Origin of the sequence: Paracoccus sp. PARArs4, assembly GCF_947311865.1 — a bacterium.
Taxonomy (GTDB): Bacteria; Pseudomonadota; Alphaproteobacteria; order Rhodobacterales; family Rhodobacteraceae; genus Paracoccus; species Paracoccus zeaxanthinifaciens.
Genome location: NZ_CAMZMW010000004.1, coordinates 175,692 through 197,759, shown reverse-complemented (window position 1 = coordinate 197,759; position 22,068 = coordinate 175,692). Strand labels below are relative to the sequence as shown.

The 22,068-nt window shown below is 67.0% G+C and carries 22 protein-coding genes; 14 read left to right on the top strand and 8 right to left on the bottom strand.

Features of this window, described 5'->3' with window-relative positions; genetic code table 11:
* Positions 1-38: 38 nt before the first annotated feature.
* Together QMZ16_RS05025 and QMZ16_RS05020 are read right to left on the bottom strand one after the other, a co-directional pair.
* Positions 39-1,814, bottom strand: coding sequence for an ABC transporter transmembrane domain-containing protein (locus QMZ16_RS05025; protein ID WP_282602374.1), 1,776 nt, complete (start codon positions 1,812-1,814; stop codon positions 39-41).
* A 36-nt stretch (positions 1,815-1,850) separates the two neighbouring features.
* Positions 1,851-2,504, bottom strand: a complete 654-nt coding sequence (locus QMZ16_RS05020) for a 5'-methylthioadenosine/S-adenosylhomocysteine nucleosidase (RefSeq protein ID WP_282602373.1) — start codon at positions 2,502-2,504, stop codon at positions 1,851-1,853.
* Between the two features lie 129 nt (positions 2,505-2,633).
* On the opposite strand from QMZ16_RS05020, the gene zapE reads away from it, so the two are divergent.
* A complete protein-coding gene (zapE, locus tag QMZ16_RS05015; protein WP_282602372.1) occupies positions 2,634-3,749 on the top strand; it encodes a cell division protein ZapE in 1,116 nt (371 codons plus the stop codon).
* Here zapE and QMZ16_RS05010 read toward each other — a convergent pair.
* Complete coding sequence (locus QMZ16_RS05010) at positions 3,738-4,370, bottom strand: DsbA family protein (protein ID WP_282602371.1); 633 nt, start codon at positions 4,368-4,370, stop codon at positions 3,738-3,740. The genes zapE and QMZ16_RS05010 overlap by 12 nt on opposite strands.
* A 53-nt stretch (positions 4,371-4,423) precedes the next feature.
* On the opposite strand from QMZ16_RS05010, the gene QMZ16_RS05005 reads away from it, so the two are divergent.
* Together QMZ16_RS05005 and QMZ16_RS05000 are read left to right on the top strand one after the other, a co-directional pair.
* A complete protein-coding gene (locus tag QMZ16_RS05005) occupies positions 4,424-4,738 on the top strand; it encodes an HNH endonuclease (protein ID WP_282602370.1) in 315 nt (104 codons plus the stop codon).
* A 276-nt stretch (positions 4,739-5,014) separates the two neighbouring features.
* On the top strand, positions 5,015-5,602 hold the full coding sequence (locus tag QMZ16_RS05000; RefSeq protein ID WP_022706943.1) for a porin family protein: 588 nt from the start codon (positions 5,015-5,017) through the stop codon (positions 5,600-5,602).
* A 68-nt stretch (positions 5,603-5,670) separates the two neighbouring features.
* Here QMZ16_RS05000 and QMZ16_RS04995 read toward each other — a convergent pair whose 3' ends face one another.
* Both QMZ16_RS04995 and accD read right to left on the bottom strand, forming a co-directional pair.
* Positions 5,671-6,954, bottom strand: a complete 1,284-nt coding sequence (locus tag QMZ16_RS04995; RefSeq protein WP_282602369.1) for a folylpolyglutamate synthase/dihydrofolate synthase family protein — start codon at positions 6,952-6,954, stop codon at positions 5,671-5,673.
* Positions 6,955-7,008: 54 nt separating this feature from the next.
* Positions 7,009-7,947 carry an acetyl-CoA carboxylase, carboxyltransferase subunit beta gene (gene accD, locus QMZ16_RS04990; RefSeq protein WP_022706941.1) on the bottom strand — a complete coding sequence of 313 codons (939 nt, stop codon included), beginning with the start codon at positions 7,945-7,947 and terminating at the stop codon, positions 7,009-7,011.
* A gap of 89 nt (positions 7,948-8,036) precedes the next feature.
* On the opposite strand from accD, the gene cls reads away from it, so the two are divergent.
* The 7 genes from cls to QMZ16_RS04955 all read left to right on the top strand — a co-directional run bounded on the left by cls (position 8,037) and on the right by QMZ16_RS04955 (position 14,888).
* Positions 8,037-9,464 (top strand): cardiolipin synthase, encoded by a 1,428-nt coding sequence (gene cls, locus QMZ16_RS04985; RefSeq protein ID WP_022706940.1) that lies wholly within the window; start codon positions 8,037-8,039, stop codon positions 9,462-9,464.
* Between the two features lie 18 nt (positions 9,465-9,482).
* Positions 9,483-9,767, top strand: coding sequence for a 4a-hydroxytetrahydrobiopterin dehydratase (locus QMZ16_RS04980; protein ID WP_282602368.1), 285 nt, complete (start codon positions 9,483-9,485; stop codon positions 9,765-9,767).
* Between the two features lie 91 nt (positions 9,768-9,858).
* Positions 9,859-10,644: a DUF6478 family protein gene (locus QMZ16_RS04975; RefSeq protein WP_282602367.1), complete on the top strand. Its 786-nt coding sequence runs from the start codon at positions 9,859-9,861 to the stop codon at positions 10,642-10,644.
* A gap of 10 nt (positions 10,645-10,654) precedes the next feature.
* Positions 10,655-11,050 carry a hypothetical protein gene (locus tag QMZ16_RS04970; protein WP_022706937.1) on the top strand — a complete coding sequence of 132 codons (396 nt, stop codon included), beginning with the start codon at positions 10,655-10,657 and terminating at the stop codon, positions 11,048-11,050.
* Between the two features lie 122 nt (positions 11,051-11,172).
* Positions 11,173-12,279 (top strand): carboxynorspermidine decarboxylase, encoded by a 1,107-nt coding sequence (gene nspC / locus QMZ16_RS04965; protein WP_022706936.1) that lies wholly within the window; start codon positions 11,173-11,175, stop codon positions 12,277-12,279.
* A 33-nt stretch (positions 12,280-12,312) separates the two neighbouring features.
* Entirely contained in the window at positions 12,313-13,539 is a 1,227-nt protein-coding gene (locus QMZ16_RS04960; RefSeq protein ID WP_282602366.1) for a saccharopine dehydrogenase family protein, read from the top strand.
* Positions 13,540-13,640: 101 nt separating this feature from the next.
* Positions 13,641-14,888 carry an AI-2E family transporter gene (locus tag QMZ16_RS04955; protein ID WP_022706934.1) on the top strand — a complete coding sequence of 416 codons (1,248 nt, stop codon included), beginning with the start codon at positions 13,641-13,643 and terminating at the stop codon, positions 14,886-14,888.
* Positions 14,889-14,939: 51 nt separating this feature from the next.
* On the opposite strand, the gene QMZ16_RS04950 is transcribed toward QMZ16_RS04955, so the two are convergent.
* Positions 14,940-15,338 (bottom strand): pore-forming ESAT-6 family protein, encoded by a 399-nt coding sequence (locus QMZ16_RS04950; protein WP_022706933.1) that lies wholly within the window; start codon positions 15,336-15,338, stop codon positions 14,940-14,942.
* A 338-nt stretch (positions 15,339-15,676) separates the two neighbouring features.
* On the opposite strand from QMZ16_RS04950, the gene QMZ16_RS04945 reads away from it, so the two are divergent.
* Positions 15,677-16,021: a hypothetical protein gene (locus QMZ16_RS04945; protein ID WP_282602365.1), complete on the top strand. Its 345-nt coding sequence runs from the start codon at positions 15,677-15,679 to the stop codon at positions 16,019-16,021.
* Between the two features lie 55 nt (positions 16,022-16,076).
* On the opposite strand, the gene QMZ16_RS04940 is transcribed toward QMZ16_RS04945, so the two are convergent.
* A complete protein-coding gene (locus tag QMZ16_RS04940; RefSeq protein ID WP_022706931.1) occupies positions 16,077-16,970 on the bottom strand; it encodes a LysR substrate-binding domain-containing protein in 894 nt (297 codons plus the stop codon).
* Between the two features lie 100 nt (positions 16,971-17,070).
* On the opposite strand from QMZ16_RS04940, the gene QMZ16_RS04935 reads away from it, so the two are divergent.
* A complete protein-coding gene (locus QMZ16_RS04935; RefSeq protein WP_282602364.1) occupies positions 17,071-18,294 on the top strand; it encodes an acyl-CoA dehydrogenase in 1,224 nt (407 codons plus the stop codon).
* The gene (locus QMZ16_RS04930; protein WP_282602363.1) at positions 18,287-19,429 is read left to right on the top strand and encodes a CaiB/BaiF CoA-transferase family protein; all 1,143 of its coding nucleotides are present in this window, start codon (positions 18,287-18,289) and stop codon (positions 19,427-19,429) included. The genes QMZ16_RS04935 and QMZ16_RS04930 overlap by 8 nt, the downstream gene beginning before the upstream one ends.
* A 76-nt stretch (positions 19,430-19,505) precedes the next feature.
* Here the strand turns inward: QMZ16_RS04930 and QMZ16_RS04925 are convergent, their stop codons facing one another.
* Positions 19,506-20,765: an MFS transporter gene (locus QMZ16_RS04925; RefSeq protein WP_022706928.1), complete on the bottom strand. Its 1,260-nt coding sequence runs from the start codon at positions 20,763-20,765 to the stop codon at positions 19,506-19,508.
* A 138-nt stretch (positions 20,766-20,903) separates the two neighbouring features.
* Here QMZ16_RS04925 and cyoA point away from each other — a divergent pair, with 138 nt between their 5' ends.
* A complete protein-coding gene (cyoA, locus tag QMZ16_RS04920) occupies positions 20,904-22,064 on the top strand; it encodes a ubiquinol oxidase subunit II (RefSeq protein WP_348984649.1) in 1,161 nt (386 codons plus the stop codon).
* Positions 22,065-22,068 lie beyond the last annotated feature (4 nt).

Here is a 22,068-nt window from a genome sequence, read left to right as displayed (position 1 = left end):
GCCGGCCTCGATGGCCGGACGGAAGGCATGCCCCCGCATCAGCGGTCGGTGAACTGCATCCGGGCCAATTCGGCATAGAGCCCGCCTTGGGCGACCAGCTCTTCGTGCCGGCCCTGCGCGACGATCCGTCCCGCCTCCATCACGATGATGCGGTCGGCCTTCTTCACGGTCGCCAGCCTGTGCGCCACGACGATGGTGGTGCGCCCCTCGGTCAGCGCGCCGATGGCCTCTTGCACCAGTGCCTCGGACTGGGCGTCCAGCGCGCTTGTCGCTTCGTCCAGCAGCAGGATGGGGGCGTCGCGCAGGATTGCACGTGCGATGGCGATGCGCTGGCGCTGACCGCCCGAAAGCGTCACGCCCCGTTCGCCAAGCGGCGTGTCGTAGCCCTGCGGAAGGGCCTCGATGAAGTCATGGGCGTGGGCGGCGCGCGCAGCCTGCGCCACCTGCATGTCCGACGCGTCCGGCCGCCCGAGGCGGATGTTCTCGGCGGCGCTGGCGGCGAAGATGGCGGGGTCCTGCGGCACCAGCGCCATCTTGGCGCGGAATTCCCGGCGCGACACGTCCCGCAGGTCGATCCCGTCCAGCGTCACCCGGCCTGTCAGCGGGTCCCAGAAGCGCTGGATCATCTGGATCACCGTCGTCTTGCCCGCCCCCGACGGCCCGACCAGGGCGACGGTTTCGCCCGGTGCAATCGTCAGGTCCAGCGATTCCAGCGCCGGGATGTCGGGGCGGGACGGGAAGTGGAAGCCGACCCCCTCGAACGCGATGCGGCCCTGCAGGGGCACGGGCAGTGGCGCAGGCTTGGCCGGATCGGCAAGTGTATCATCGGCCGAGAGCAGCTCGGCCAGCCGCTCGGTCGCACCGGCGGCGCGCTGCAATTCGCCCCATATCTCGGACAGGGCGCCGACCGCGCCCGCGACCAGCACGGCATAGATCACGAACTGCACCAGTTGGCCCGCAGTCATCGCGCCCGACTGCACGTCCCGCGCCCCGATCCACAGCACGCCGATCACCCCCGCGAAGATCAGGAAGATCACGATCGCGGTCATCACGGCGCGCGTTCCGATGCGCGCAAGCGCGGTGCCGAAGGCGCCCTCGGTCACCTCGTCGAAGCGGGCGATGCTGCGATCCTCGTGGGTGAATGCCTGGATCGTCTGCGCGGCCAGCAGGCTTTCGGACGCGGCGCCGGACGAGGCCGCGATCCAGTCCTGGTTGCGGCGCGACAGCACGCGCAGCCTGCGGCCCAGCACGATGATCGGGATCATCACCCCCGGCACGATCAGCAGCACCAGCCCCGTCAGCTTGACCGAGGTCCAGGCCAACAGCCCCAGCCCGCCGATCAGCAGCAGCAGGTTGCGCAGCGCGATGGACAGCGACGACCCGATGACCGACTGGATCAGCGTGGTGTCGGTGGTGATCCGCGACAGGATCTCTCCGGTCATGACGCGTTCGAACCAGGCGGGCGACAGCGTGATGACACGGGCATGGACGGCCTTGCGGATATCGGCCACGACACGTTCGCCCAGTCGCGAGACGAAATAGTACCGCGCCGCCGTCCCCACCGCGAGGCCCAGCACGATCAGCAGCGCAGCCCCGAAATAGCGGTCGAGCAGCCCCGCGCCATCGTCGAAATTGTCGATCACGCGCCGCACGGCCAGGGGCAGCACCAGGCTGATCCCCGATGTCGCGACCAGTGCGACCAGCGCCGCCAGCGCCTGCATCCGATAGGGGCGCAGGAAGGGCAACAGCGCCGCCAGCGTGCCCAGCCGCCGGCCCCGGGGCCTGTCTTCCGTCATTCTTGCGCCGCGTGCCATGTCCGGTCCGTTCGTCCTTGGGGAAACCCCGTCCGTTTAGGCGCTGTCCCCCGGCAGGACAAGCAAGCCGCCCTCGATCGCCGCGCCGAGGGCGTCGACCGCCTGCGCCAGCCTGCCGTCGATGACATCCAGGTATTGCGTCCAGTCCAGCATCTTCGACACCTCGTGCGCCCCGTCCGAGATGCCGCGCAGACCGATCAGCGGCAGCCCGAAATGCTGCGTCACGCGCAGGATCGCGAAGGTCTCCATGTCGACCATGTCCTCCTCGATCGGGTCATAGGCCGCGCCGGTCACGATGTTGCCCCCGGTGGACAAGCTGGCGACCGGGATGCCCGGGATGCGGTGCGGCAGGTCGATCACGCGCGGCAGGTCCAGAAGCGGCGTGCGCCCGCGATCGAAGCCCAGGGGCGATGCGTCGATGTCGCGCCAGGCCACCGCGCCGACCTGGTACACCTCGGTCTGGGCCAGCCGCGCCGATCCCGCCGACCCGAGCGAGACGACCAGCGCGGGCATCTCCTCCATCGCGGCAAGGGCGGCGGTCAGCTGCACGGCGGCCTCGATCGGGCCGATGCCGGTCATCAGCGGGTTGATGCGCGCCTGCAACTGCGGGCCGTATTCGGGCTGGGCGGCCATGACGAACAGGACGGGGATGCCGCCGATCATGTCGGGACGCGGTGCGGGACGGGTCATGGCGGGCTTCCTTCGTGTCTTGCGGGATCGGGGTTGCATGCGCCCCTGCGGGCGGTCAAGCCTCATGCGGCCTTGCGGGGGGCCTTTGGGCTGTGGCAGGCACGGGCTGGCATATCGAAGGGGCAGCGCATGGGCAGGATCGCGGAACTCTATGGCCGGAAGGCCGATGCGGGCGAGATCCGCCCCGATCCCGCGCAGCGGGCCGTCCTGCCCGAGATGGACGGCGTCCTGGGTCGCATGTCCGAAGCCCCCGCACCCGCGCCGGCCCGCAAGGGCGGCTGGCGGTCGCTGTTCGGCGGCGGGTCTGCGCCCGCCCCGGCCCCCGCGGGTCGCGGTCTGTACCTGTGGGGCGGGGTCGGTCGCGGCAAGTCGATGCTGATGGACCTGATGGCCGCCGCCGCCCGCGACCAGGGCATTGCCGTGCGCCGCGTCCATTTCCACGAGTTCATGCAGGAGATCCAGGCCGGCCTGGAAGAGGCCCGCAAGCGCGGCGACCAGGATACCGTCCGCCCCGTCGCGATGGGCGTCGCGGCCAAGGTCCGGCTTCTGTGCTTCGACGAGATGCAGATCACCGATATCGCCGACGCGATGATCGTGGGGCGGCTGTTCCAGGTGCTGTTCGACCAGGGCGTGACGGTGGTCACCACCTCGAACCGCGTCCCCGAGGATCTGTACAAGAACGGCCTGAACCGCCAGCTGTTCCTGCCCTTCATCGCGCTGTTGCGCGAACGCATGGCGGTGGTCTGCCTCGACAGCGACAACGACTATCGCCAGAACCGCGAGGGCTCGCCAATCTGGTTCACCCCCGCCGATGCGCAGGCGCGGCAGGCGCTGGATGCGGAATGGGACGCGCTGACGGGCGGGGCGGAACCGCAGCCCGGCACGTTCGAGGTGAAGGGCCGCAAGGTCGAATTGCAGGCTCTGTCGGACGATGTCGCGCGGGCCGGGTTCTGGGATCTGTGCGGGCGTCCGCTCGGGCCTGCGGATTACCTTGCGCTGGCATCGCGGGTCCGGGTGCTGATCCTGGACGGGGTGCCGCGCCTGAATTCGGGCAATTACAACGAGGCCAAGCGCTTCGTCACGCTGATCGACGCATTGTACGAAGCCAAGGTCCGCCTGATCGCCAGCGCCGCTGACGAGCCCGAGCGGCTGTATGGCGAGGGCGAGGGCAGCTTCGAGTTCGAGCGAACCGCCAGCCGTCTTCGGGAAATGCAGGACGCGGGCTGGGGCCGGTCAGACCCCTAGGGTGCGGCGACCGCGTGCGACCAGCGCGCGCAGATCGGACAGGTCCATCTCTCCGAAGACCAGCTCGTCGCCGCAGATGAAGCTGGGCGTGCCCAGAAGGCCCATGTGATCGGCCAGAAGGAAGCTGTTGGTGATGTGCCGTTCGGGGGCCTCGGCCAGCATGTCCTGACGGATCCTGTCCTCGTCCAGGCCGACGCTGCGCACCTCGCGCATGGTGCTGGCGGTATCGGCCGGCCCGCGCATCGTCATCAGCGCGTGGTGAAGCTGCCAGTATTTCCCCGTCCCCAGTGACGCGAGCGACGCCTTGGCCGCGAATTCGGACCCCGGCCCGAAGACGGGCCATTCGCGATAGACGATGCGCAGTTCGGGTTCCGCCGCGACCAGCTGCTGCATCAGGCCGACCATCTTGCGACAATGCGGGCAGTTGTAATCGAAGAACTCGGTCAATGTGATGTTGCCATCGGGATTGCCCAGGACCGGCGCCGTCGGGTCGCGCTCCAGCGCCTCGCGCAGTTCCGCGGGCATCGGATTCGAACGCTCGGGCGTTTGGGCAAGGGCGGGGGCGGCTGCAAGGGCGCAGGCGGCCCCTGCGCCGGACAGGACGAGGCGGCGGGTCGGCATGGGTGGTCCTTTCGCAGTCTGGGAACGTCCCAGAGGTAACGGCAGGGGGAAGAATGCGTAAACAGCGATATGACGAGGAAAAGGTCACGGTTGCGTCAGACCCGGTCTGCCCGCTGTGCCTGCGCCCCATCCCCGAGGACGCCCCCCAGAGCCGCCATCACCTGATCCCCAAGCTGAAGGGCGGCAAGGGCGGCGAGACGGTCCTGCTGCACCACATCTGCCACAAGACCATCCACAAGACCCTGAGAGAGGGAGAGCTTGCGCGCAGCTACAACACCGTCGAGGCGCTGCGATCCCACCCCGAGCTGGCGCGATTCTTCGAATGGGTCGCGCGCCGTCCCCCGCATTTCCTGGGGCGGGCGCGTTGAAAAACAGCGGCTTGCGCAGCTGTGCCCGCACCAGATTTTTCAAGACGCCCGCGTTAATAATTTGCACGATCTGCAATTTATGAGCCGTCTGCGGCGCTCCTGTGATCCGCGCCGCCAGCAGTTCAAGGCCGTTTCAGGGTTCCCGTCACGGCCCGTCACAAGCGCGTGGTTGCGGGTTGGACACGGGCCGGGCAGGGGGCGCGGGTCGTGGCCTTTTGGCGGGCCGGGCATGGGCATAGATGCTGCCACAGCAAATTCAGACTTTGGAGGTTTGCAATGAAATTCGCTATTGCTGCACTTGGCGCCAGCCTGTTCGCCGTTTCCGCCCATGCCGGCGGCTACACCGCTCCGGTCACCGAAACCGCTCCGGTTGCGGTCGAGCCCGTCGTCGTCGAGTCCGCTTCGGACTGGACCGGCTTCTACGCCGGTGCCCAGTGGGGCCAGGGCAACGCCGACCTGGGCGATGCCGAAACCGATTTCGACGCCTACGGCATCCACGGCGGCTACATGCGCGACCTGGGCAACTGGGTTGTCGGTGGTGAGCTGGACTACAACCAGATCGACGCTGACGACCTGGACGAGAAGGGCGACCTGACCCGTCTGCGCGCCCGCGCCGGTTACGACATGGGCCGCTTCATGCCCTACGTCACCGCAGGTGCGGCGCACCTGTCGCAGGACCTGGGCGGCGGCATCGACGTCTCGGAAACCGCCTTCAGCTACGGCATCGGCGCCGACTACAAGGTCACCGAGAAAGTGACCGTCGGTGCGGAATACACCCGCCAGGACTTCAACGACGTCGACAACATCGACGGCCTGGACCTGGACACCGACATGGTGCAGGTCCGCGCGGCATACCGCTTCTGATCCCGGACGGGATCGGGGCCTTGCCCGATCGGGGCGGTGCGGAAACGCACCGCCCCTTTTTCATGCGCTCAGCCGTTCGCGCGAAGGATGCGGCCCGCCAGGTAAAGCGATCCGCAGATGAGGATGCGCGCATCCGGTTCCCGCGCGACGATCGCGCGGATCGCCGCGGCGGCATCGGTCGCGGTCAGCGCCGGAAGGCCCGCGGCCTGCGCATGGGCGGCGGTGGCATCGGCGGACAGGGTGTTCGGCTCGTCCGGGATGTCGATGGCGCTCAGCGACTGTGCCTGGGTGGCAAGCGGGCGCAGATAGCCGTCGATATCCTTGGTGTTCAGCATCCCGCAGACCAGGTGCGTCGGACGGCGCGGCAGCGTGGCCAGCGTCGCGGCGACGGCCTGCCCGCCCGCGGGGTTGTGCCCGCCATCCAGCCACAGCTCGGCCCGGTCGGCCAGATCGACCAGCGGGCCGCGCGTCAGGCGCTGCATCCGGGCGGGCCATTCCGCGCGGGTGACGGCGGCGCGGGCCATATCCTCGGTCGCGCCCAGTTCGCGCAGCGCCGCAAGGGCGGTGCCCGCGTTCTGCAGCTGATGCGCCCCGATCAGGTTCGGCATTGGCAGATCCCACAGCCCGTGATCGTCCTGGAACACGAAGCCGTCGCGGTCGGGCTGGACCATCCAGTGCTGTCCATGCGCCAGGATGGGCGCGGTCAGCCCCTGGGCCTTCGCCTCGATCACGCGCAGGGCGGTTTCGTCCTGCTGGCCGATGACGACGGGCACGCGGGGCTTGAGGATGCCCGCCTTCTCGGCGGCGATCAGCTCCAGCGTCTCGCCCAGGTACTGGGTGTGGTCGATGCTGACGGGGGTGACGATGGTCAGACGCGGATCGTCGATCACGTTGGTCGCGTCCAGCCGCCCGCCAAGCCCGACCTCGAGCAGGGTGTAATCCGCAGGGCTCCGTGAGAATGCCAGGAAGGCCGCCGCCGTCGTGATCTCGAAGAAGGTGATGGGCTGGCCGTCATTGGCGGCCTCGCATTCCTCCAGCGCGGCGGCAAGATCGGCCTCGGGGATCAGATCGCCCGCAAGGCGGATGCGTTCGTGGAACCGCGCCAGGTGCGGCGAGGTATAGGCATGGACCCTTGAGCCCCCGGCCTCGAGGCCCGCGCGGATCATGGCCTGCGTGCTGCCCTTGCCGTTGGTGCCCGCGACATGGATCACGGGCGGGATGCTGCGTTCGGGATTGCCCAACGCGGCAAGGATGCGGTGCATCCGGTCCAGCGACAGGTCGATGATCTTGGGATGCAGCGACATCAGCCGCCCCAGGATCGCGTCGGATTGGAAATCTTCGGTATGGCTCATGGCCGGCATGCCGGGGGGCAGCCCCGGCCCCCCATTCTGCGTCGGTGTCAGGTCTTACCCGGCCTTTTCGGCGGTCTCTTCGGGCGAAGGCTCGGGCAGGGCCGGCTCGGTCGCGGGTGCGGGCAGGTCGGCGCGCGTCGGCGCGGGCTGGCCGGTCATCATGCGCAGGATCGACACCAGCTCGTCCTTCATCGCCTTGCGATGGGTCACGCGGTCCAGCATGCCGTGTTCCAGCAGGTATTCGGCGCGCTGGAAGCCCTCGGGCAGCTTTTCGCGGATGGTCTGCTCGATCACGCGGGGGCCCGCGAAGCAGATCAGCGCGTTCGGTTCGGCGATCTGCACGTCGCCCAGCATGGCATAGCTGGCGGTGACGCCGCCCGTTGTCGGATGGGTCAGCACCACGACATAGGGCAGGTTCGCCTCCTTGAGCATCTGCACCGCGACGGTCGTGCGGGGCATCTGCATCAGCGACAGGATGCCTTCCTGCATCCGCGCACCGCCTGCGGCCGAGAACAGCACCAGCGGGCGCCCGGTCTGCACCGCGCGTTCGGCGGCCGCGATGATCGCGTTGCCGACATACATGCCCATCGACCCGGCCATGAAGCTGAAATCCTGGCCCGCGGCGATGATGGGCGTGCGGCCGATTTCGCCCTCGGCGACCAGCATGGCCTCTTTCTCGCCGGTGGATTTCTGCGCAGCGCGCATCCGGTCGGGATATTTCTTCTGGTCGCGGAACTGCAGCGGGTCGGCCACGGGTTCGGGGACCTTCACCTCGCGGAAGACGCCGCCGTCGAACAGCGCGGTGAAGCGTTCACGCGGGGTGATCGCCAAATGATGGTCGCAATTCGTGCAGACGTTCAGGTTGTCCGCCAGTTCGCGGTGGAACAGCATCGTTCCGCAGGACGGGCACTTCGTCCACAAGTTCTCGGGCACCTCGCGGCGCGAGAAGAGCGAATTGATGCGCGGGCGGACGTAGTTGGTGATCCAGTTCATCGCGGGCGACCTGTGGCTGTTTCAAGGCTCGCAGATAGACCGGACGGCGGGGAATTGCAATTGCCGGGGGGCGCGGGGATGATGCGCCCATGTGGGCCACGCTGTTCTATCTTCTTCATACCTCGCTGACATGGGCGATCATCATCCGCGTGCTGCTGCGCCCGCGGCTGGAGCCCGCATCGCGGGTGGCCTGGATCATGGTGGTCGAGGCCGTGCCGCTGGTCGGCATCCTGGCCTATATCCTGTTCGGCGAGGTGCGGATGAACCATGCCGAGGTTCAGCGCATGGCCGATATCCGCGACCGGCTGACGGGTCTGCGCGAACCCAGCCCCGCGGAGCAGGACGACCTGCCGGACGCGCAGCGCGTGCTGGTCGATGCGAATGCCGCGGTGGGGGGGATGCCCGCCCTGTCGGGCAACCGCCTGCGCCTGCTGGAGGAAAGCGACGGGGCGATCGACCGGCTGGTCCATGCGATCGACCGCGCGACGGATCATGTCCATGTCATGTTCTACATCTGGCTGCCCGATGCCAGCGGCACCAAGATCGCCGAGGCGATCATGCGCGCCGAATCCCGCGGCGTCGAATGTCGCGTCATCGTCGATGCCCTGGGATCGCGCGGGCTGGTCCGGTCCGAGCTGTGGCACCGGATGCAGCAGGCGGGCGCGGAATGCGTGACCGCCTTTCCCTGGGGTCTGCCCTTCATCAGCGTGCTGTTCCAGCGGCTGGACCTGCGCAACCACCGCAAGATCGTGGTGATCGACAACCGCCTGGCCTTTACCGGCAGCCGCAACTGCGCGGACCAGGCCTTCGCGGTCAAGGCGCGCTTCGCCCCCTGGGTGGACATCCTCGTCTCGGTCGAGGGGCCGGTGGTGCGCCAGCTGCAATCGATCTTCCTGGCCGACTGGATGAGCTATACCGGCCGCGACCTGGGGCACATGCTGAAGATGGTCGATCCGGTCGCGGCGCCGGGGCAGGTGGCGCAGGTGGTGGCGACGGGGCCGGACCTGCGCTCGGGCAGCATATCGGATTGCATGGTGGGGATGCTGCATGCCGCGCGTCACAGCGTGACGATCACCACGCCCTATTACGTGCCCGATGCCGCGCTGGATGCCGCGATCCGGGCCGCGGCGCGGCGCGGCGTGCGCGTCACGCTGATCCTGCCCGCGCGCAACGACAGCATCATCGTCGGCGCGGCCAGCCAGGGCTTCTGGTACGGGCTGCTGGCGGCGGGGGTGCGGCTGCACCTGTTCCAGCCGGGACTGCTGCATGCCAAGATCATGACCGTGGACGGGCGCATCGCCATGATCGGCAGCGCCAACCTGGACCGCCGCAGCTTCGAGCTGAACTACGAGGTGAACATGGCCGTGCTGGATGCCGATTGCGTGGCGCAGCTGGACGCGCGGCAGGACAGCTTCCTTGCCCGCGCCGAGGAGATCACGCTGGACCGCGTGCGCGGCTGGTCCGCGCTGCGGCGGCTGCGCAACAACCTGCTGGCGCTGGCATCGCCGCTGCTGTGACACGAAGGGGGAAACGACATGGACGAGGAACGGATCGCGGGCGCGATGGCGGGGCTGCCAGCCTGGCAGAGGTCGGATGACGGCACGCGCATCAGCCGCAGCTTCGCGTTCAAGGGCTTTGCCCGCGCGGTCGAGACCGCGAACCTTGCCGCATGGCTGGGCAACCGCCGCAACCACCATCCCGACATCGCCTTCGGCTGGGGATATTGCACCGTCAGCTTCACCAGCCACGACGCGGGCGGGCTGACCGAACGCGATTTCGACTGCGCGGCGCGGCTGGATGCGCTGATGGACGGGGAATAGGCCGCAAGGCTTGTGCGACCCTTTCGGGCGGTCTATCCCGAAGGCAGGTGTCGGTCGCTTCCGACCCCTCGTCCATTCAACCGGAGGCCGGATGTCGCGTCACGAGAAAAGCTGGATCTCCCGGCGGATACGCCACCGCGCCGCCACCCAGTGGAGCGGCCTTCTGGACGGGCTGCTGCGCCACCGCCGCCCCGTCCCCGAAGCCCTGCGCGACGAGGCGCGCGACCTGCACCAGGTGCTGGGCCGCTTCATGCAGGTCAGCGACGAATTCGTGCCCTGCAAGCGCGACAGCCTGGGCCGGATGGACCTGCCCGGCGGGACCGACTGGCGCTGGCGCCCCGGCGTCATGCAGTCGCGCATCGCCGACAATGCGCTGATCGCCCCGCGCAGCGACCGCTGGCTGTCCGAAGAGGTCGCGCTGTTCCACGATTGCGACGCCCGCGCCCTGCTGCTGAAGCAGGTGCGCAACCGCCGCGCGACAGATCTTGCGGCCTATGGTCTGCGGCTCGAGGTGATGGGCTTCTCGGGCAGCTTCCTGTCCTTTTCGTTGTCGCTGCCGCCCGAGGCATCCGAGGGTCTTGGCGGGCATCACATCGTGCGGCTTCAGGCGGTCCTGCAGGCGGAACGCGCGATCACCGTCTATGCGCGGCTGAACGTCCAGCAGGGGCCGAACACCGAAACCGTCCTGCGCCAGCTGGGCGACCCGATCGAGGGTGCGAACTGCCAGCGCCTGGTCGAGTTCGATCTCGGCTATGCCGACATGTCGCAGCGCAGCGTGGACAAGGCCTGGATCGACCTGATCTTCGAGGCCCCCTACATGAACGCGATCGTGCTGCGCGACGTGGTCCTGTCGCGCCACCCCCGCGCCCAGATCTGAGGAGATGCCGATGACCAGCTTCACCAGCCACGGACTGAAGGGCGGCACCTGGCGCGGTCGCCTGACGGCCCGGACCGAACCTGCCCGCGTCGTCCTGGTCCAGACCGGAGAGATCCTGTCCGAGGCCCGCCTGACCGCCGATGGCGAGGGGGCGTGGCTGGTCGAGGTGGACCTGCCCGGCACGGTCGTGTCCGAAGGGGTGCACACGCTGCTGTTGAAGGCCGAGCCCGAGGCCGGATCGGGCGCGACCGATGCCGAAGGCGCGACGATCGCCCGGCTGCCCCTCATCGCGGGGCATCCCCTGGACGAGGACCTGCTGGCCGAACTGTCGGCCCTGCGCGCCGAGCTGGACCTGTGCAAGCGCGAATTGCGCCGTTTCGCGGCCGAAACCCGCGCGCGGGGCTGATCGGGCAGGCGTCACCGCCGCGTCATGTTTCCTTGCGAATAACGGGGCGTGGCCCTATATCGGCGGCCTTACGACCGCCGCGATGGACCGTCGCAACAGCCCCTTCGACCGGAGCCCCGCCCATGACCCAGCCGCAGACCCCGTACTACCTGATCGACATGGCCAAGCTTCGCGCCAACATGGAGAAGGTGGCCTATCTGCGCGAGCGTTCGGGCGCCAAGGCACTGCTGGCGCTGAAATGCTTCGCGACCTGGTCGGTCTTCGACGGGATGCGCGACTACATGGACGGGACCACGTCCTCGTCGCTGTACGAACTGCGCCTGGGCCACGAGGAATTCGGCAAGGAGACCCATGCCTATTCCGTCGCCTGGGCCGATCACGAGATCGACGAGGCGATCGGCTATGCCGACAAGATCATCTTCAACAGCCTGTCGCAGCTGGACCGTTACGCGGACAAGGCGCAGGCGGCGGGCGTCACCGCGGGCCTGCGGCTGAACCCGCGCTTCTCGACCAGCGGGTTCGACCTGGCCGACCCCGCGCGCGAATTCTCGCGCCTCGGGGAATGGGACATGGCCGTGCTGGAAAAGGCGCTGGACCGGATCAGCGGCGTCATGATCCACTATAACTGCGAGAACGGCGATTTCGACCTGTTCGACCGCCAGCTGACCCGGATCGAGACCGAGTTCGGCGATTTCCTGAAGAAGCTGGACTGGGTGTCCCTGGGCGGCGGCATCCATTTCACCGGCGAGGGGTATCCGCTGGACCGCCTGGCCGACCGTCTGCGCGACTTCCAGGACCGCTTCGGCGTGCAGGCCTTCCTGGAACCGGGCGAGGCCAGCATCACCAAGACGACCACGCTGGAGGTCAGCGTGCTGGACATCGTCAACAACGGCAAGGACGTCGCGATCGTCGACAGCAGCACCGAGGCGCATATGCTGGACCTGCTGATCTATCGCGAGACGGCCAAGCTGCCGCAGGACGGCGATCACGCATACCAGATCGCGGGCAAGACCTGCCTTGCGGGCGACATCTTCGGCGAGGCGCGCTTCGCGCAGCCGCTGAAGGTCGGCGACCGGGTCAGCATCGCGGATGCCGCGGGCTATACCATGGTCAAGAAGAACTGGTTCAACGGCGTGGCCATGCCCGCCATTGCACGGCGCGAAGAAGACGGAACGGTTCGCACCGTCCGCGGCTTCGGCTATGATGACTACAAAGGCAGCCTCTCGTAAGGCGACCCATTCTTTACCCCGAAGGAGTTGGAATTGGCCAAGAAGAACGTCCTCATCATCGGCGCCGGTGGCGTCGCACAGGTTTCGGCACACAAGGTGGCGCAATGGGCCGCCGAGTTCGGCGATCTGCATATCGCGAACCGGACGCAGTCCAAGGCCGACGCCATCGTCGAGAGCCTGCGCGAGAAGGGGCACGACATGCCCTTCGCCACCCATGCGCTGGATGCCATGGACGCCGATGCCGTCGAGGCGCTGATCCGCAAGATCGACGCGGGCATCGTGATCAACGTGGGCACGGCCTTCATCAACATGACGGTGCTGGAAGGCTGCATCCGCGCGGGCGCGGCCTATATCGACACCGCCATCCACGAGGATCCGGCCAAGATCTGCGAGACGCCGCCCTGGTACGGCAACTATGAATGGAAGCGCCGCGAGGACGTGGCCGCCGCGGGCATCACCGCGGTCCTGGGCGCGGGCTTCGATCCCGGCGTGGTGAACGCCTATGCCCGCCTGGCCGAGGACGAGTATTTCGACAAGATCGACAGCATCGACATCGTGGACATCAATGCCGGTTCGCACGGCCGCTGGTTCGCCACGAATTTCGACCCCGAGATCAACTTCCGCGAATTCACCGGCACGGTCTATTCCTGGCAGGGCGGCGAGTGGAAGACGAACAAGATGTTCGAGGTGGGTCGCGAATGGGACCTGCCCGTCGTCGGCAAGCGCACCGCCTATCTGTCGGGCCACGACGAGGTGCACAGCCTGTCGGCCCGCTACAAGGACAGCGATGTCCGCTTCTGGATGGGCTTCGGCGAACATTACATCAACGTGTTCACCGTCCTGCAGAACCTGGGCCTGCTGTCCGAACAGCCCGTGACCACCGCCGAGGGGCAGGAGGTCGTGCCGCTGAAGGTCGTCAAGGCCGTGCTGCCCGATCCCGCCAGCCTTGCGCCCGATTACGAGGGCAAGACCTGCATCGGCGACCTGGTCAAGGGCAGCCTGAACGGCAAGGAAGGCGAGGTGTTCATCTATAACGTCGCGGACCACAAGGAGGCCTTCCTGGAGGTCGGCAGCCAGGGCATCAGCTTCACCGCCGGCGTGCCGCCCGTCGCGGCCGCGATCCTGATCGCGCGCGGTCCCTGGGACGTGAAGAAGATGGCCAATGTCGAGGATCTGCCCGCGCGGCCCTTCCTCGAACTGCTGGGCGAGATGGGCCTGCCCACCCGCGTCATCGACGAGACGGGCGACCACCCGATCTGATCGCGACCCACAAGGTCGAACCGCAGGGGCGGGCCGGAACATCCGGCCCGCCTTTCGCGTTTCGGGCCGTATCGTCCGACAAGATCGCGGGAGGGGACCACATGCCCAGGGAACCGGGGAACCTGTTTCCCCGCCGAGAGAAACACGAGAAACCCGCACCCTTCCCGCGGATCGTCGGCTGGTCGCTGGCCGGGATCTTCATGATCCTGGCGTTCTCGGCCATCGCGGCGGGGCGGGACTTCCTGATGCCCGTGACGATGGCGCTGCTGCTGTTCTTCGTCTTCACGCCGCTGCGCCGCCTGGCCGAGCGTCGCAACATCCCCGACGGGATCACCGCGCTTGGGGTCACGCTGTCGATCCTTCTGACGGTCGGCGTGATCTTCTATGCCGCAAGCGGGCCACTGACGCGGGCGATGGACAACATGCCGATCATCAGCGCCCAGCTCGAACGCAAGTTCGAGAACGTGCGCGAGTCCTTCTCGGACCTGCAGGATGCCGTCCGGCGCATCGACGAGGCGCAGGAGATGGACGACGAGGACGAACCCGCCGCCGCCATCAAGATCGAGCAGGACGGCCAGACGACCCTTGGCACCGTGCTGTCGATGACGCCCCTGCTGATGGGGCAGATCCTGTTCACGATGGTCCTGCTGTTCTTCATGATCGCCTCGGGCGATCTTCTGTATCTCAAGATCGTCCAGAGCTTCGACCGGCTGCGCGACAAGCGCTCGGCCTATCTTGCGCTGCGAGAGATCGAGGAATCGCTCGGGAATTACCTGGGCGCGATCACGGTCATCAATGCGGGGCTGGGGCTGGCGGTCGGCCTGACGATGTGGGCATGGGGAATGCCCGGCGCGCTGCTGTTCGGGATCGGGGCGTTCGTTTTGAACTACATCCCCTATCTGGGGGCGATCACGGGCGTCGCCATCGCGGGGCTGGTCGCGCTGGTTGTGATGCCGGGGCTGTTCTGGCCCGCCATGGTCGCCGGCAGCTATCTTGCGCTGACATCGTTGGAGGGGCAGATCATCACGCCCTATTTCGTGTCGCGCAGGTTGCAGATGAACACGGTCGTCGTGTTCCTGGCCGTCGCCCTGTGGGCCTGGCTGTGGTCCGTGATCGGCATGGTCATCGCGGTGCCGGTGCTGGTGGTGCTGCGCGTGCTGGCCGAACACGTGCCCGGATGGGAGAAGTTCGGCAACTTCCTTGCGGGCGAGGATCCGCCCCCGCTGGAGGATCCCGACGAGACTGCTGCCCGCGACCTTGTCGAGACCGGCGCGGGTGCCGAGGATCACGAGACCGCCCGCATCGCCACGCGGCAGGTGATGACCCACGATCACGACGACCCGACATAGCAGAAGGGCCCCGGAAACGGGGCCCTTCGCAATTCGCAAGGTCGGTCGCGATCAGCCCTGCGGCAGGCTCTCGGCGATGTCGTTCACGGCGGCCTCGATCTGCTGGCAGGTCTCGGCCTCGGTGCTGCCCTGGCCTTCGGCGGCCTCGGCCAGCGTCATCTCCTGACCGGCGATCGCGACGGTGCCTTCGGCGCCCTTGTCCTCGGCGGTCTGGCCCGCGGTCTCGTCACCGGCGGGCAGCATGCCGACCAGCTGGCCCTGCGTCTCGATCGCCTCGGGGCCGGTATGACCCTGTTCCTGGCAATATTGCAGGATGCCCAGCTGGTTGCGGGCGGCTTCGTAATTCGCGGCGGCATCCTCGGCCGTGGGCTGGGGCGCTTCGGCGGTCTGCGCGAAGGCTGCGGGGGCGGCAAGGGTGATGCCGAGGGCTACTGCGAAATGGCGGATCATGCGATTACTCCTTTTCCGTCATGCGCGCTGTCGATTGCGCGTCTGGATGGAAGCTAGGGGCCATTTCGGGGAATTGCCCGTAACGGAAGCGTGCATGGCAAAACCCCGCCTGAAGGGTCGCCAAGGGCCCGCCGGTTCCGGCAGGTTCCTGCCTTGAACGCCCTTGTGAGAAGGGCGGAGCAGGGTTCCATTCCGATTGCGATATTTAATCCGCTTTTGATAACAGTGGCTTGTGGAATATCACGGCGGCGTGATCGAACTTCCGTCGATTTGGCGTTGTTGGCTGGACAATCGCGGCAACGAAACGGGCCGCGGCTTTGAAAACAGGAGAACACGTCATGATGACCAAGACGATGACCGCCCTGACGACCGCACTGCTGATGGCTGGCACCGCCAGCTTCGCGCAGACCGAACCCGCCACCGCCATGGACGACCAGGTCCAGGTCGGCGCCTCGACCGATGGTGACGAGCCGCCCACCGAGACGGCGACCTCGACCGATCTGAGCGGCGATGAGATCATCCCGACCGATGCCGAGACCGCGTCCACCGATGGTGACGAATACGACGCTGTCGCCGACACGATCCCGGCCGAGGCCGCTGCCGAGGTCGAAGGCGATACGGGCCTTGAAGAGGACGGCGGCGCCGAGACCTCGGGCATGAGCGAAGGCGAAGACCTGAACTGATCCCGCGACCCTCACGCGCGGAGTATAAGGGCCGGACATTGCGTCCGGCCCTTTTTCAATGCGTGTCGTCCACCAGCTGCGCCAGCCAGTCGCGGAACCGGATCAGCGGCGGATGCGCGTCCTTGGATGCGGGCCAGACCAGCCAATAGGCCCCGCTCGCCGGCACGTTCTGGTCCAGCACGGGCGCGAGGCGGCCCTCGGCGATCTCGACGCGCGCAAGGTAATGGGGCAGCAGCGCCACCCCCAGCCCCGAGATCGCGGCCTGGATCATGGTCGAGAACTGGTCCATCACCATGCCCGCAGCCCCCGGCGGCTGGGTGCCGTGCGCGGCGAACCAGTCCGCCCAGCCCATCGTCCGCGTCTCCAGCTGCAGGCGCGGCAGGACGGCCATGTCGGCCACGTCGCGGACGGGATTGCGGGCCAGGAAATCGGGTGCCGCGCAGGCCGTCAGCCTTTCGTCGAACAGCTTCAGATGCCGCACGTCCGGCCAGTCCTGCTGCCCGAAATAGATGGCCGCGTCATGCGTCTCGGCGCGGAAGCTGAAGCGGCGGATCTGCGTGGACAGGTTGATCGCGATGCCCGGATTGTCGCCCAGGAAACGCCCCAGATGCGGCGCAAGCCAGCGCGTCGCCAACGTCGGCAGCACCGACAGAGACAGCGTGCCCCCGCCCGGATTGGCCATCATCGACATGCTGGCCCGCTGGATGATGTCCAGCCCCCGGGAGATGTCGTTCTGATAGGCGCGGGCCTCGGGCAGGGGGATCAGGCTGCGGTTCTGGCGCAGGAACAGCGGTTTGCCGATGCGGTCCTCCAATGCGCGGATCAGGCGGCTGACGGTGCTCTGGGTCAGGTGCAGCTCGTCCGCGGCGGCGGTCACGGACTGGTGGCGCATCACCGCCTCGAAGGCGATCAACTGGGACAACGAGGGCAGGAAATGTCTCTGGCGCATGATCCATGTATAGAATGCATGGAAAGATGCGAAAAGATCGTTTTCATGACAGGCATCGCCCGCGTTATGGTGACGCCGACAGATTCAAAGGGGGGTTCCCATGCTGGACCGTGACGAAAAACCCGCACCGGCGGTCGACCACAAGGGCGGCGGTTTCGTGTGGCAGGATCCGTTCCTGCTGGACGATCAGCTGACCGAGGACGAGCGCATGATCCGCGACGCGGCGCAGGCCTTCGCGGCCGACCGGCTGCTGCCGGGGATCGAGGAAGCCTATCTGGACGAACATACCGATCCCGCGATCTTCCGCGCCATGGGCGAGGCGGGCCTGCTGGGCGTCACCATCCCCGAGGAATATGGCGGGGTCGGCGCGTCCTATGTCGCCTATGGCCTGGTCGCGCGCGAGGTCGAGCGCATCGACAGCGGCTATCGCAGCATGATGTCGGTGCAGTCCAGCCTGGTGATGTTCCCGATCCATGCCTACGGCTCCGAGGAGCAGCGCCGGAAATACCTGCCGAAGCTTGCATCGGGCGAATGGATCGGCTGCTTCGGCCTGACCGAGCCCGATGCCGGGTCCGACCCCGGCGGCATGAAGACCCGCGCCCGCAAGACCGATGGCGGCTATGTCCTGTCGGGGTCGAAGATGTGGATCTCGAACAGCCCGATCGCGGATGTCTTCGTGGTCTGGGCCAAGTCCGAGGCCCATGGCGGCAAGGTCCGCGGCTTCATCCTGGAAAAGGGCATGAAGGGGCTGTCGGCGCCCAAGATCGGCGGCAAGCTGAGCCTGCGCGCCTCGATCACGGGCGAGATCGTGATGGAGGATGTCGAGGTCCCCGAGGATGCGATCCTGCCCAACGTGCAGGGCATGGGCGGGCCGTTCGGCTGTCTCAACCGTGCGCGCTATGGCATCAGCTGGGGCGTCATGGGTGCGGCCGAGGATTGCTGGTATCGCGCCCACCGCTACGGGATGGACCGCAAGCAGTTCAACCGGCCCCTGGCCGCGACGCAGCTGTACCAGAAGAAGCTGGCCGACATGCAGACCGAGATCGCGCTTGGCCTGCAGGGCAGCCTGCGCGTCGGTCGCCTGATGGACGAGGGCCGCTTCGCCCCCGAGATGATCAGCATCATGAAGCGCAACAATTGCGGCAAGGCCCTGGATATCGCCCGGCAGGCCCGCGACATGCATGGCGGCAACGGCATCCAGGTCGAATATCACGTCATGCGCCACGCCCAGAACCTGGAGACGGTGAACACCTACGAGGGCACGCATGACGTCCATGCGCTGATCCTGGGACGTGCGCAGACCGGGATCCAGGCCTTTGGCTGATCGCCCGCTGAAGGGGCTGCGCGTCGTCGAACTGGCGCGCATCCTTGCCGGCCCCTGGATCGGGCAGACGCTGGCCGATCTGGGCGCCGAGGTGATCAAGGTCGAATCGCCCGGAGGCGACGACACGCGACGCTGGGGTCCGCCCTTCATCGACCGGCCCCTGCCGGATGGCGGCACCGAACGGGTCGCGGCCTATTTCCACTGTGCCAATCGCGGCAAGTCCAGCGTCACCTGCGATTTCGGCGATCCCGACGATCTGGCGCGGCTGAAGGCGCTGATCGCGGACGCCGATGTCGTGATCGAGAATTTCCGCCCCGGCCAGCTTGCCCGCTTCGGGCTGGATTACGACAGCCTGTCGGCGGGGAATCCGGGGCTCGTCTATGCCTCGGTCACGGGCTTCGGGCAGGACGGGCCGCGCGCCCGGCAGCCGGGCTATGACTTCATGATCCAGGGCATGACAGGGATCATGGACCTGACGGGCGATCCGCAGGGCGAGCCGCAGAAAGTCGGTGTCGCCTGGATCGACATCTTCACCGGGCTTTACGGCGTGATCGGCATTCAGGCCGCTCTGGCCGAAAGGGCGGTGTCGGGGCGTGGCCAGCAGGTCGATCTGGCGCTGATGGATTGTGGCACGGCGGTGCTGGCGAACCAGGCCGCGAACTTTCTTCTGGGTGGCAGCGTGCCCAGCCGGCTGGGCAATGCGCATCCCAACATCGTCCCCTACCAGGTGTTTCCGGCGGCGGATGGCCACCTGATCATCGCCTGCGGCAACGACCGCCAGTTCGCCGCACTGTGCGACGTGCTGGACCTGGATTGCGCGCAGGATCCGCGTTTCCGGGAAAACGCGGGCCGGGTCGCCAATCGCGAGGCGCTGATCGCCGCGATGTCCGAGGCGACGCGGGCTTGGGCGAAATCCGACCTGATCGACGCGCTGACCGCCGTGGGCGTTCCGGGCGGCCCGATCAATTCCGTGGCCGAGGCGCTGGACGATCCGCAGATCCACGCGCGCGGGTTGCGCATCGCACCCGAGGGAATCGCGGGGCTGCGCAGCCCGGTGCGATTCTCGCGCAGCGATTCGGTCAGCGACCGGGCCGCGCCGGTGCTGGGATCGGGAAACTGGGTGTTCTCGGGCTAGGGGAAGGTCTGCGGCAGATCGCCGCAGAGGGGGCTCTCTGCCCGCCGAACGGGGCGGGCAGAGGCGTTTTGCGCGATCAGCGGTGTTCGGTGATTCGCAGGAAATACAGCGCGGCGCAGGTCACGATTGCGCCCGACAGCAGGTACAGCGCGGCGGACCACAGCCCGAATGCCGAGGTCAGCGACAGCCCGACCAGCGGCGCGAAGGCCGCGCCGAACAGCCACGAGAAGTTCGTCGACAGCGCCGAACCCGAATAGCGGAACTGCGTCGGATAGCGGTTCGGAACGATCGCGCTTGCCTGGCCATAGGCCAGCCCCAGCAGGACCATGCCCGTCACGATGAAGACGCCCGGCGCCGTGTCCAGCGTGCCGATGGTCAGGCACAGAAGGGGAATCAGCGCGGTCGTGACACCCAGCAGGGTGCGGCGACCGAAGCGGTCGGCAAGCGGCCCCGAGGCCATGACCGAAACGATCGCCAGCGAACCGCCCAGCAGTTCCCACAGCAGGATCGTCGCGATCTCGTGGTCCGAATAGAGCTTGGCATAGGCCAGCGGGAAGACCGTCACCATGTGGAACAGCGCATAGCTGGCCAGCGGCAGGAAGGTCGACAGCACGATCGGGCGCCAGTGGTTGCGGATCAGATCGCCATAGGGGGCGGACTGCATCAGGCGCTCGTCATTGCCGAAGTCGGTTTCCAGCAGGCGCAGGCGCGCGAACAGCGACACGACGTTCACCGCGATGACCGCGAAGAAGGCGAAACGCCAGCCATAGCGCAGGAATTCCTCGTGGGTCAGGAAGCCCGTCAGCACGAAGAAGATCGAGGCCGCGACGCAGAATCCGATGGGTCCGCCAAGCTGCGGCACCATGCCGTAGACGCCCTTGCGCCCCTCGGGTGCGGCATTTTGAAGCTGAAGCGTCAGTCCGTCCCATGCCCCGCCAAGGCCCAGGCCCTGCACGAAGCGGAAGACCGCCAGCAGGATCGGCGCCATCACGCCGATGCTGTCATGGCCCGGCAGCAGGCCGATCGCCACGGTCGAGACGCCCAGAAGCATCAGCGCGGCCATCACCTTGCCCTTGCGGCCGATCACCTTCTGCGCCTCGCGGCCCAGGACGCTTGCGATGGGACGGGCGATGAAAGCCAATGAAAAGATTGCGAAACTCAGCAGGGTTCCGGTGACCGGGTCTTGGTTCGGGAAGAACAGTTCCGGGAAAACCAGCGCCGAGGCGATGGCATATACGAAGAAGCCGAAGAAATCGGTGACGCGCGCCATGATGACGGTGGTGACCACCTCGTCGATCGTGGCGTGTTCGCTGTGATGTGCGTCAGTGCTGGTCATGAAGGGGCTGCCTGTCACTGTTCATGTAGAAGGTTGTGGTAACGCCATGCGTCGAAGACACTGCCATTTGTAGATCGGCGACTTGTATCACGGGATGCGGCAGAGTTACACGGTGCCCGCGCGGGCAGGGCGTTCTATATGACGGTCCTGTCCTTAACGAAAGACGACACCCAAAGGCTGGTGAGTAACCCCATGCGCGTCTGGCAAAAACTTGCAGTCCTCCCTGCACTCGCGACCGTCTCGGCCTGCGATCTTGTGGTTCTCGACCCTTCCGGGGACGTGGCCGCCCAACAAGGCGATCTCATCGTCTATTCCACAATCCTCATGCTGATCGTGATTCTGCCCGTGATGGCGCTGACCGCGTTCTTCGCATGGCATTACCGCGCCTCGAACAAGAAGGCGAAGTACGAACCCGAATGGGACCACTCGATCAGCCTCGAGGTCGTGGTCTGGATGGTTCCGCTGGCGATCATCATCTGCCTTGCGGGCCTGACCTGGGTCGCGACGCACCGCCTGAACCCCTATGACCCGCTCGGGCGCATCTCGGCCGACAAGGCGATCGACCCCGATGTCGAGCCGCTGGTCGTCGAGGTCGTCGCGATGGACTGGAAATGGCTGTTCATCTATCCCGAGCAGGGCGTGGCGATGGTCAACGAGGCCGCCGTCATCACCGACCGTCCGGTCGAATGGCGCATCACCTCGACCACCGTGATGAACTCGTTCTACGTGCCCGCGATGGCTGGACAGATCTACGCGATGGCCGGCATGCAGACCGAGCTGAACGCCGTGATGAACGAGGAGGGCACCTTCCGCGGCTTCTCGGCGAACTACAGCGGCAACGGCTTCAACCACATGAATTTCGACCTGCACAGCTTCGACCAGGCGGGCTTCGACCAGTGGGTCGAGAACGTCCGCAGCGAAGGCGGGATGCTGGACCGCGACACCTTCGTCGAACTGGAGAAACCCTCGATCGACCACCCGGTCACCGCCTTCGACGGCATCGAGGAGAACCTCTGGGACCGCATCCTCAACCTCTGCGTCAGCGACGACGACCTCTGCGTCAACGACATGATGATGGTCGACGCCCTTGGCGGCGGCGGCATCGAGGGGCTGTACAACCGCGAGGCCTATCGCGGCATCTGCTCGGTCGAGAACCCCGAGGCCCTGTTCGAGATCCTGCGTCCGACCGACAGCGCGCATGCGGCCGACATCCTGGCCGCACTGGACGCGCCGCTGCAGTCGACGCCCGCCGAGGCCCCCGCGATCGGGACCCGGACCGCACCTACCGAGGCGAACTGAGAAA

What these genes read in the sequence shown, in the direction of transcription:
- QMZ16_RS05025 (WP_282602374.1), bottom strand. Translation starts at nt 1,814, where the DNA reads ATGGCACGCGGCGCAAGAATGACGGAAGACAGGCCCCGGGGCCGGCGG.
- QMZ16_RS05020 (WP_282602373.1), bottom strand. Translation starts at nt 2,504, where the DNA reads ATGACCCGTCCCGCACCGCGTCCCGACATGATCGGCGGCATCCCCGTC.
- zapE (WP_282602372.1), top strand. Translation starts at nt 2,634, where the DNA reads ATGGGCAGGATCGCGGAACTCTATGGCCGGAAGGCCGATGCGGGCGAG.
- QMZ16_RS05010 (WP_282602371.1), bottom strand. Translation starts at nt 4,370, where the DNA reads ATGCCGACCCGCCGCCTCGTCCTGTCCGGCGCAGGGGCCGCCTGCGCC.
- QMZ16_RS05005 (WP_282602370.1), top strand. Translation starts at nt 4,424, where the DNA reads ATGCGTAAACAGCGATATGACGAGGAAAAGGTCACGGTTGCGTCAGAC.
- QMZ16_RS05000 (WP_022706943.1), top strand. Translation starts at nt 5,015, where the DNA reads ATGAAATTCGCTATTGCTGCACTTGGCGCCAGCCTGTTCGCCGTTTCC.
- QMZ16_RS04995 (WP_282602369.1), bottom strand. Translation starts at nt 6,954, where the DNA reads ATGAGCCATACCGAAGATTTCCAATCCGACGCGATCCTGGGGCGGCTG.
- accD (WP_022706941.1), bottom strand. Translation starts at nt 7,947, where the DNA reads ATGAACTGGATCACCAACTACGTCCGCCCGCGCATCAATTCGCTCTTC.
- cls (WP_022706940.1), top strand. Translation starts at nt 8,037, where the DNA reads ATGTGGGCCACGCTGTTCTATCTTCTTCATACCTCGCTGACATGGGCG.
- QMZ16_RS04980 (WP_282602368.1), top strand. Translation starts at nt 9,483, where the DNA reads ATGGACGAGGAACGGATCGCGGGCGCGATGGCGGGGCTGCCAGCCTGG.
- QMZ16_RS04975 (WP_282602367.1), top strand. Translation starts at nt 9,859, where the DNA reads ATGTCGCGTCACGAGAAAAGCTGGATCTCCCGGCGGATACGCCACCGC.
- QMZ16_RS04970 (WP_022706937.1), top strand. Translation starts at nt 10,655, where the DNA reads ATGACCAGCTTCACCAGCCACGGACTGAAGGGCGGCACCTGGCGCGGT.
- nspC (WP_022706936.1), top strand. Translation starts at nt 11,173, where the DNA reads ATGACCCAGCCGCAGACCCCGTACTACCTGATCGACATGGCCAAGCTT.
- QMZ16_RS04955 (WP_022706934.1), top strand. Translation starts at nt 13,641, where the DNA reads ATGCCCAGGGAACCGGGGAACCTGTTTCCCCGCCGAGAGAAACACGAG.
- QMZ16_RS04950 (WP_022706933.1), bottom strand. Translation starts at nt 15,338, where the DNA reads ATGATCCGCCATTTCGCAGTAGCCCTCGGCATCACCCTTGCCGCCCCC.
- QMZ16_RS04945 (WP_282602365.1), top strand. Translation starts at nt 15,677, where the DNA reads ATGATGACCAAGACGATGACCGCCCTGACGACCGCACTGCTGATGGCT.
- QMZ16_RS04940 (WP_022706931.1), bottom strand. Translation starts at nt 16,970, where the DNA reads ATGCGCCAGAGACATTTCCTGCCCTCGTTGTCCCAGTTGATCGCCTTC.
- QMZ16_RS04935 (WP_282602364.1), top strand. Translation starts at nt 17,071, where the DNA reads ATGCTGGACCGTGACGAAAAACCCGCACCGGCGGTCGACCACAAGGGC.
- QMZ16_RS04925 (WP_022706928.1), bottom strand. Translation starts at nt 20,765, where the DNA reads ATGACCAGCACTGACGCACATCACAGCGAACACGCCACGATCGACGAG.
- cyoA (WP_348984649.1), top strand. Translation starts at nt 20,904, where the DNA reads ATGACGGTCCTGTCCTTAACGAAAGACGACACCCAAAGGCTGGTGAGT.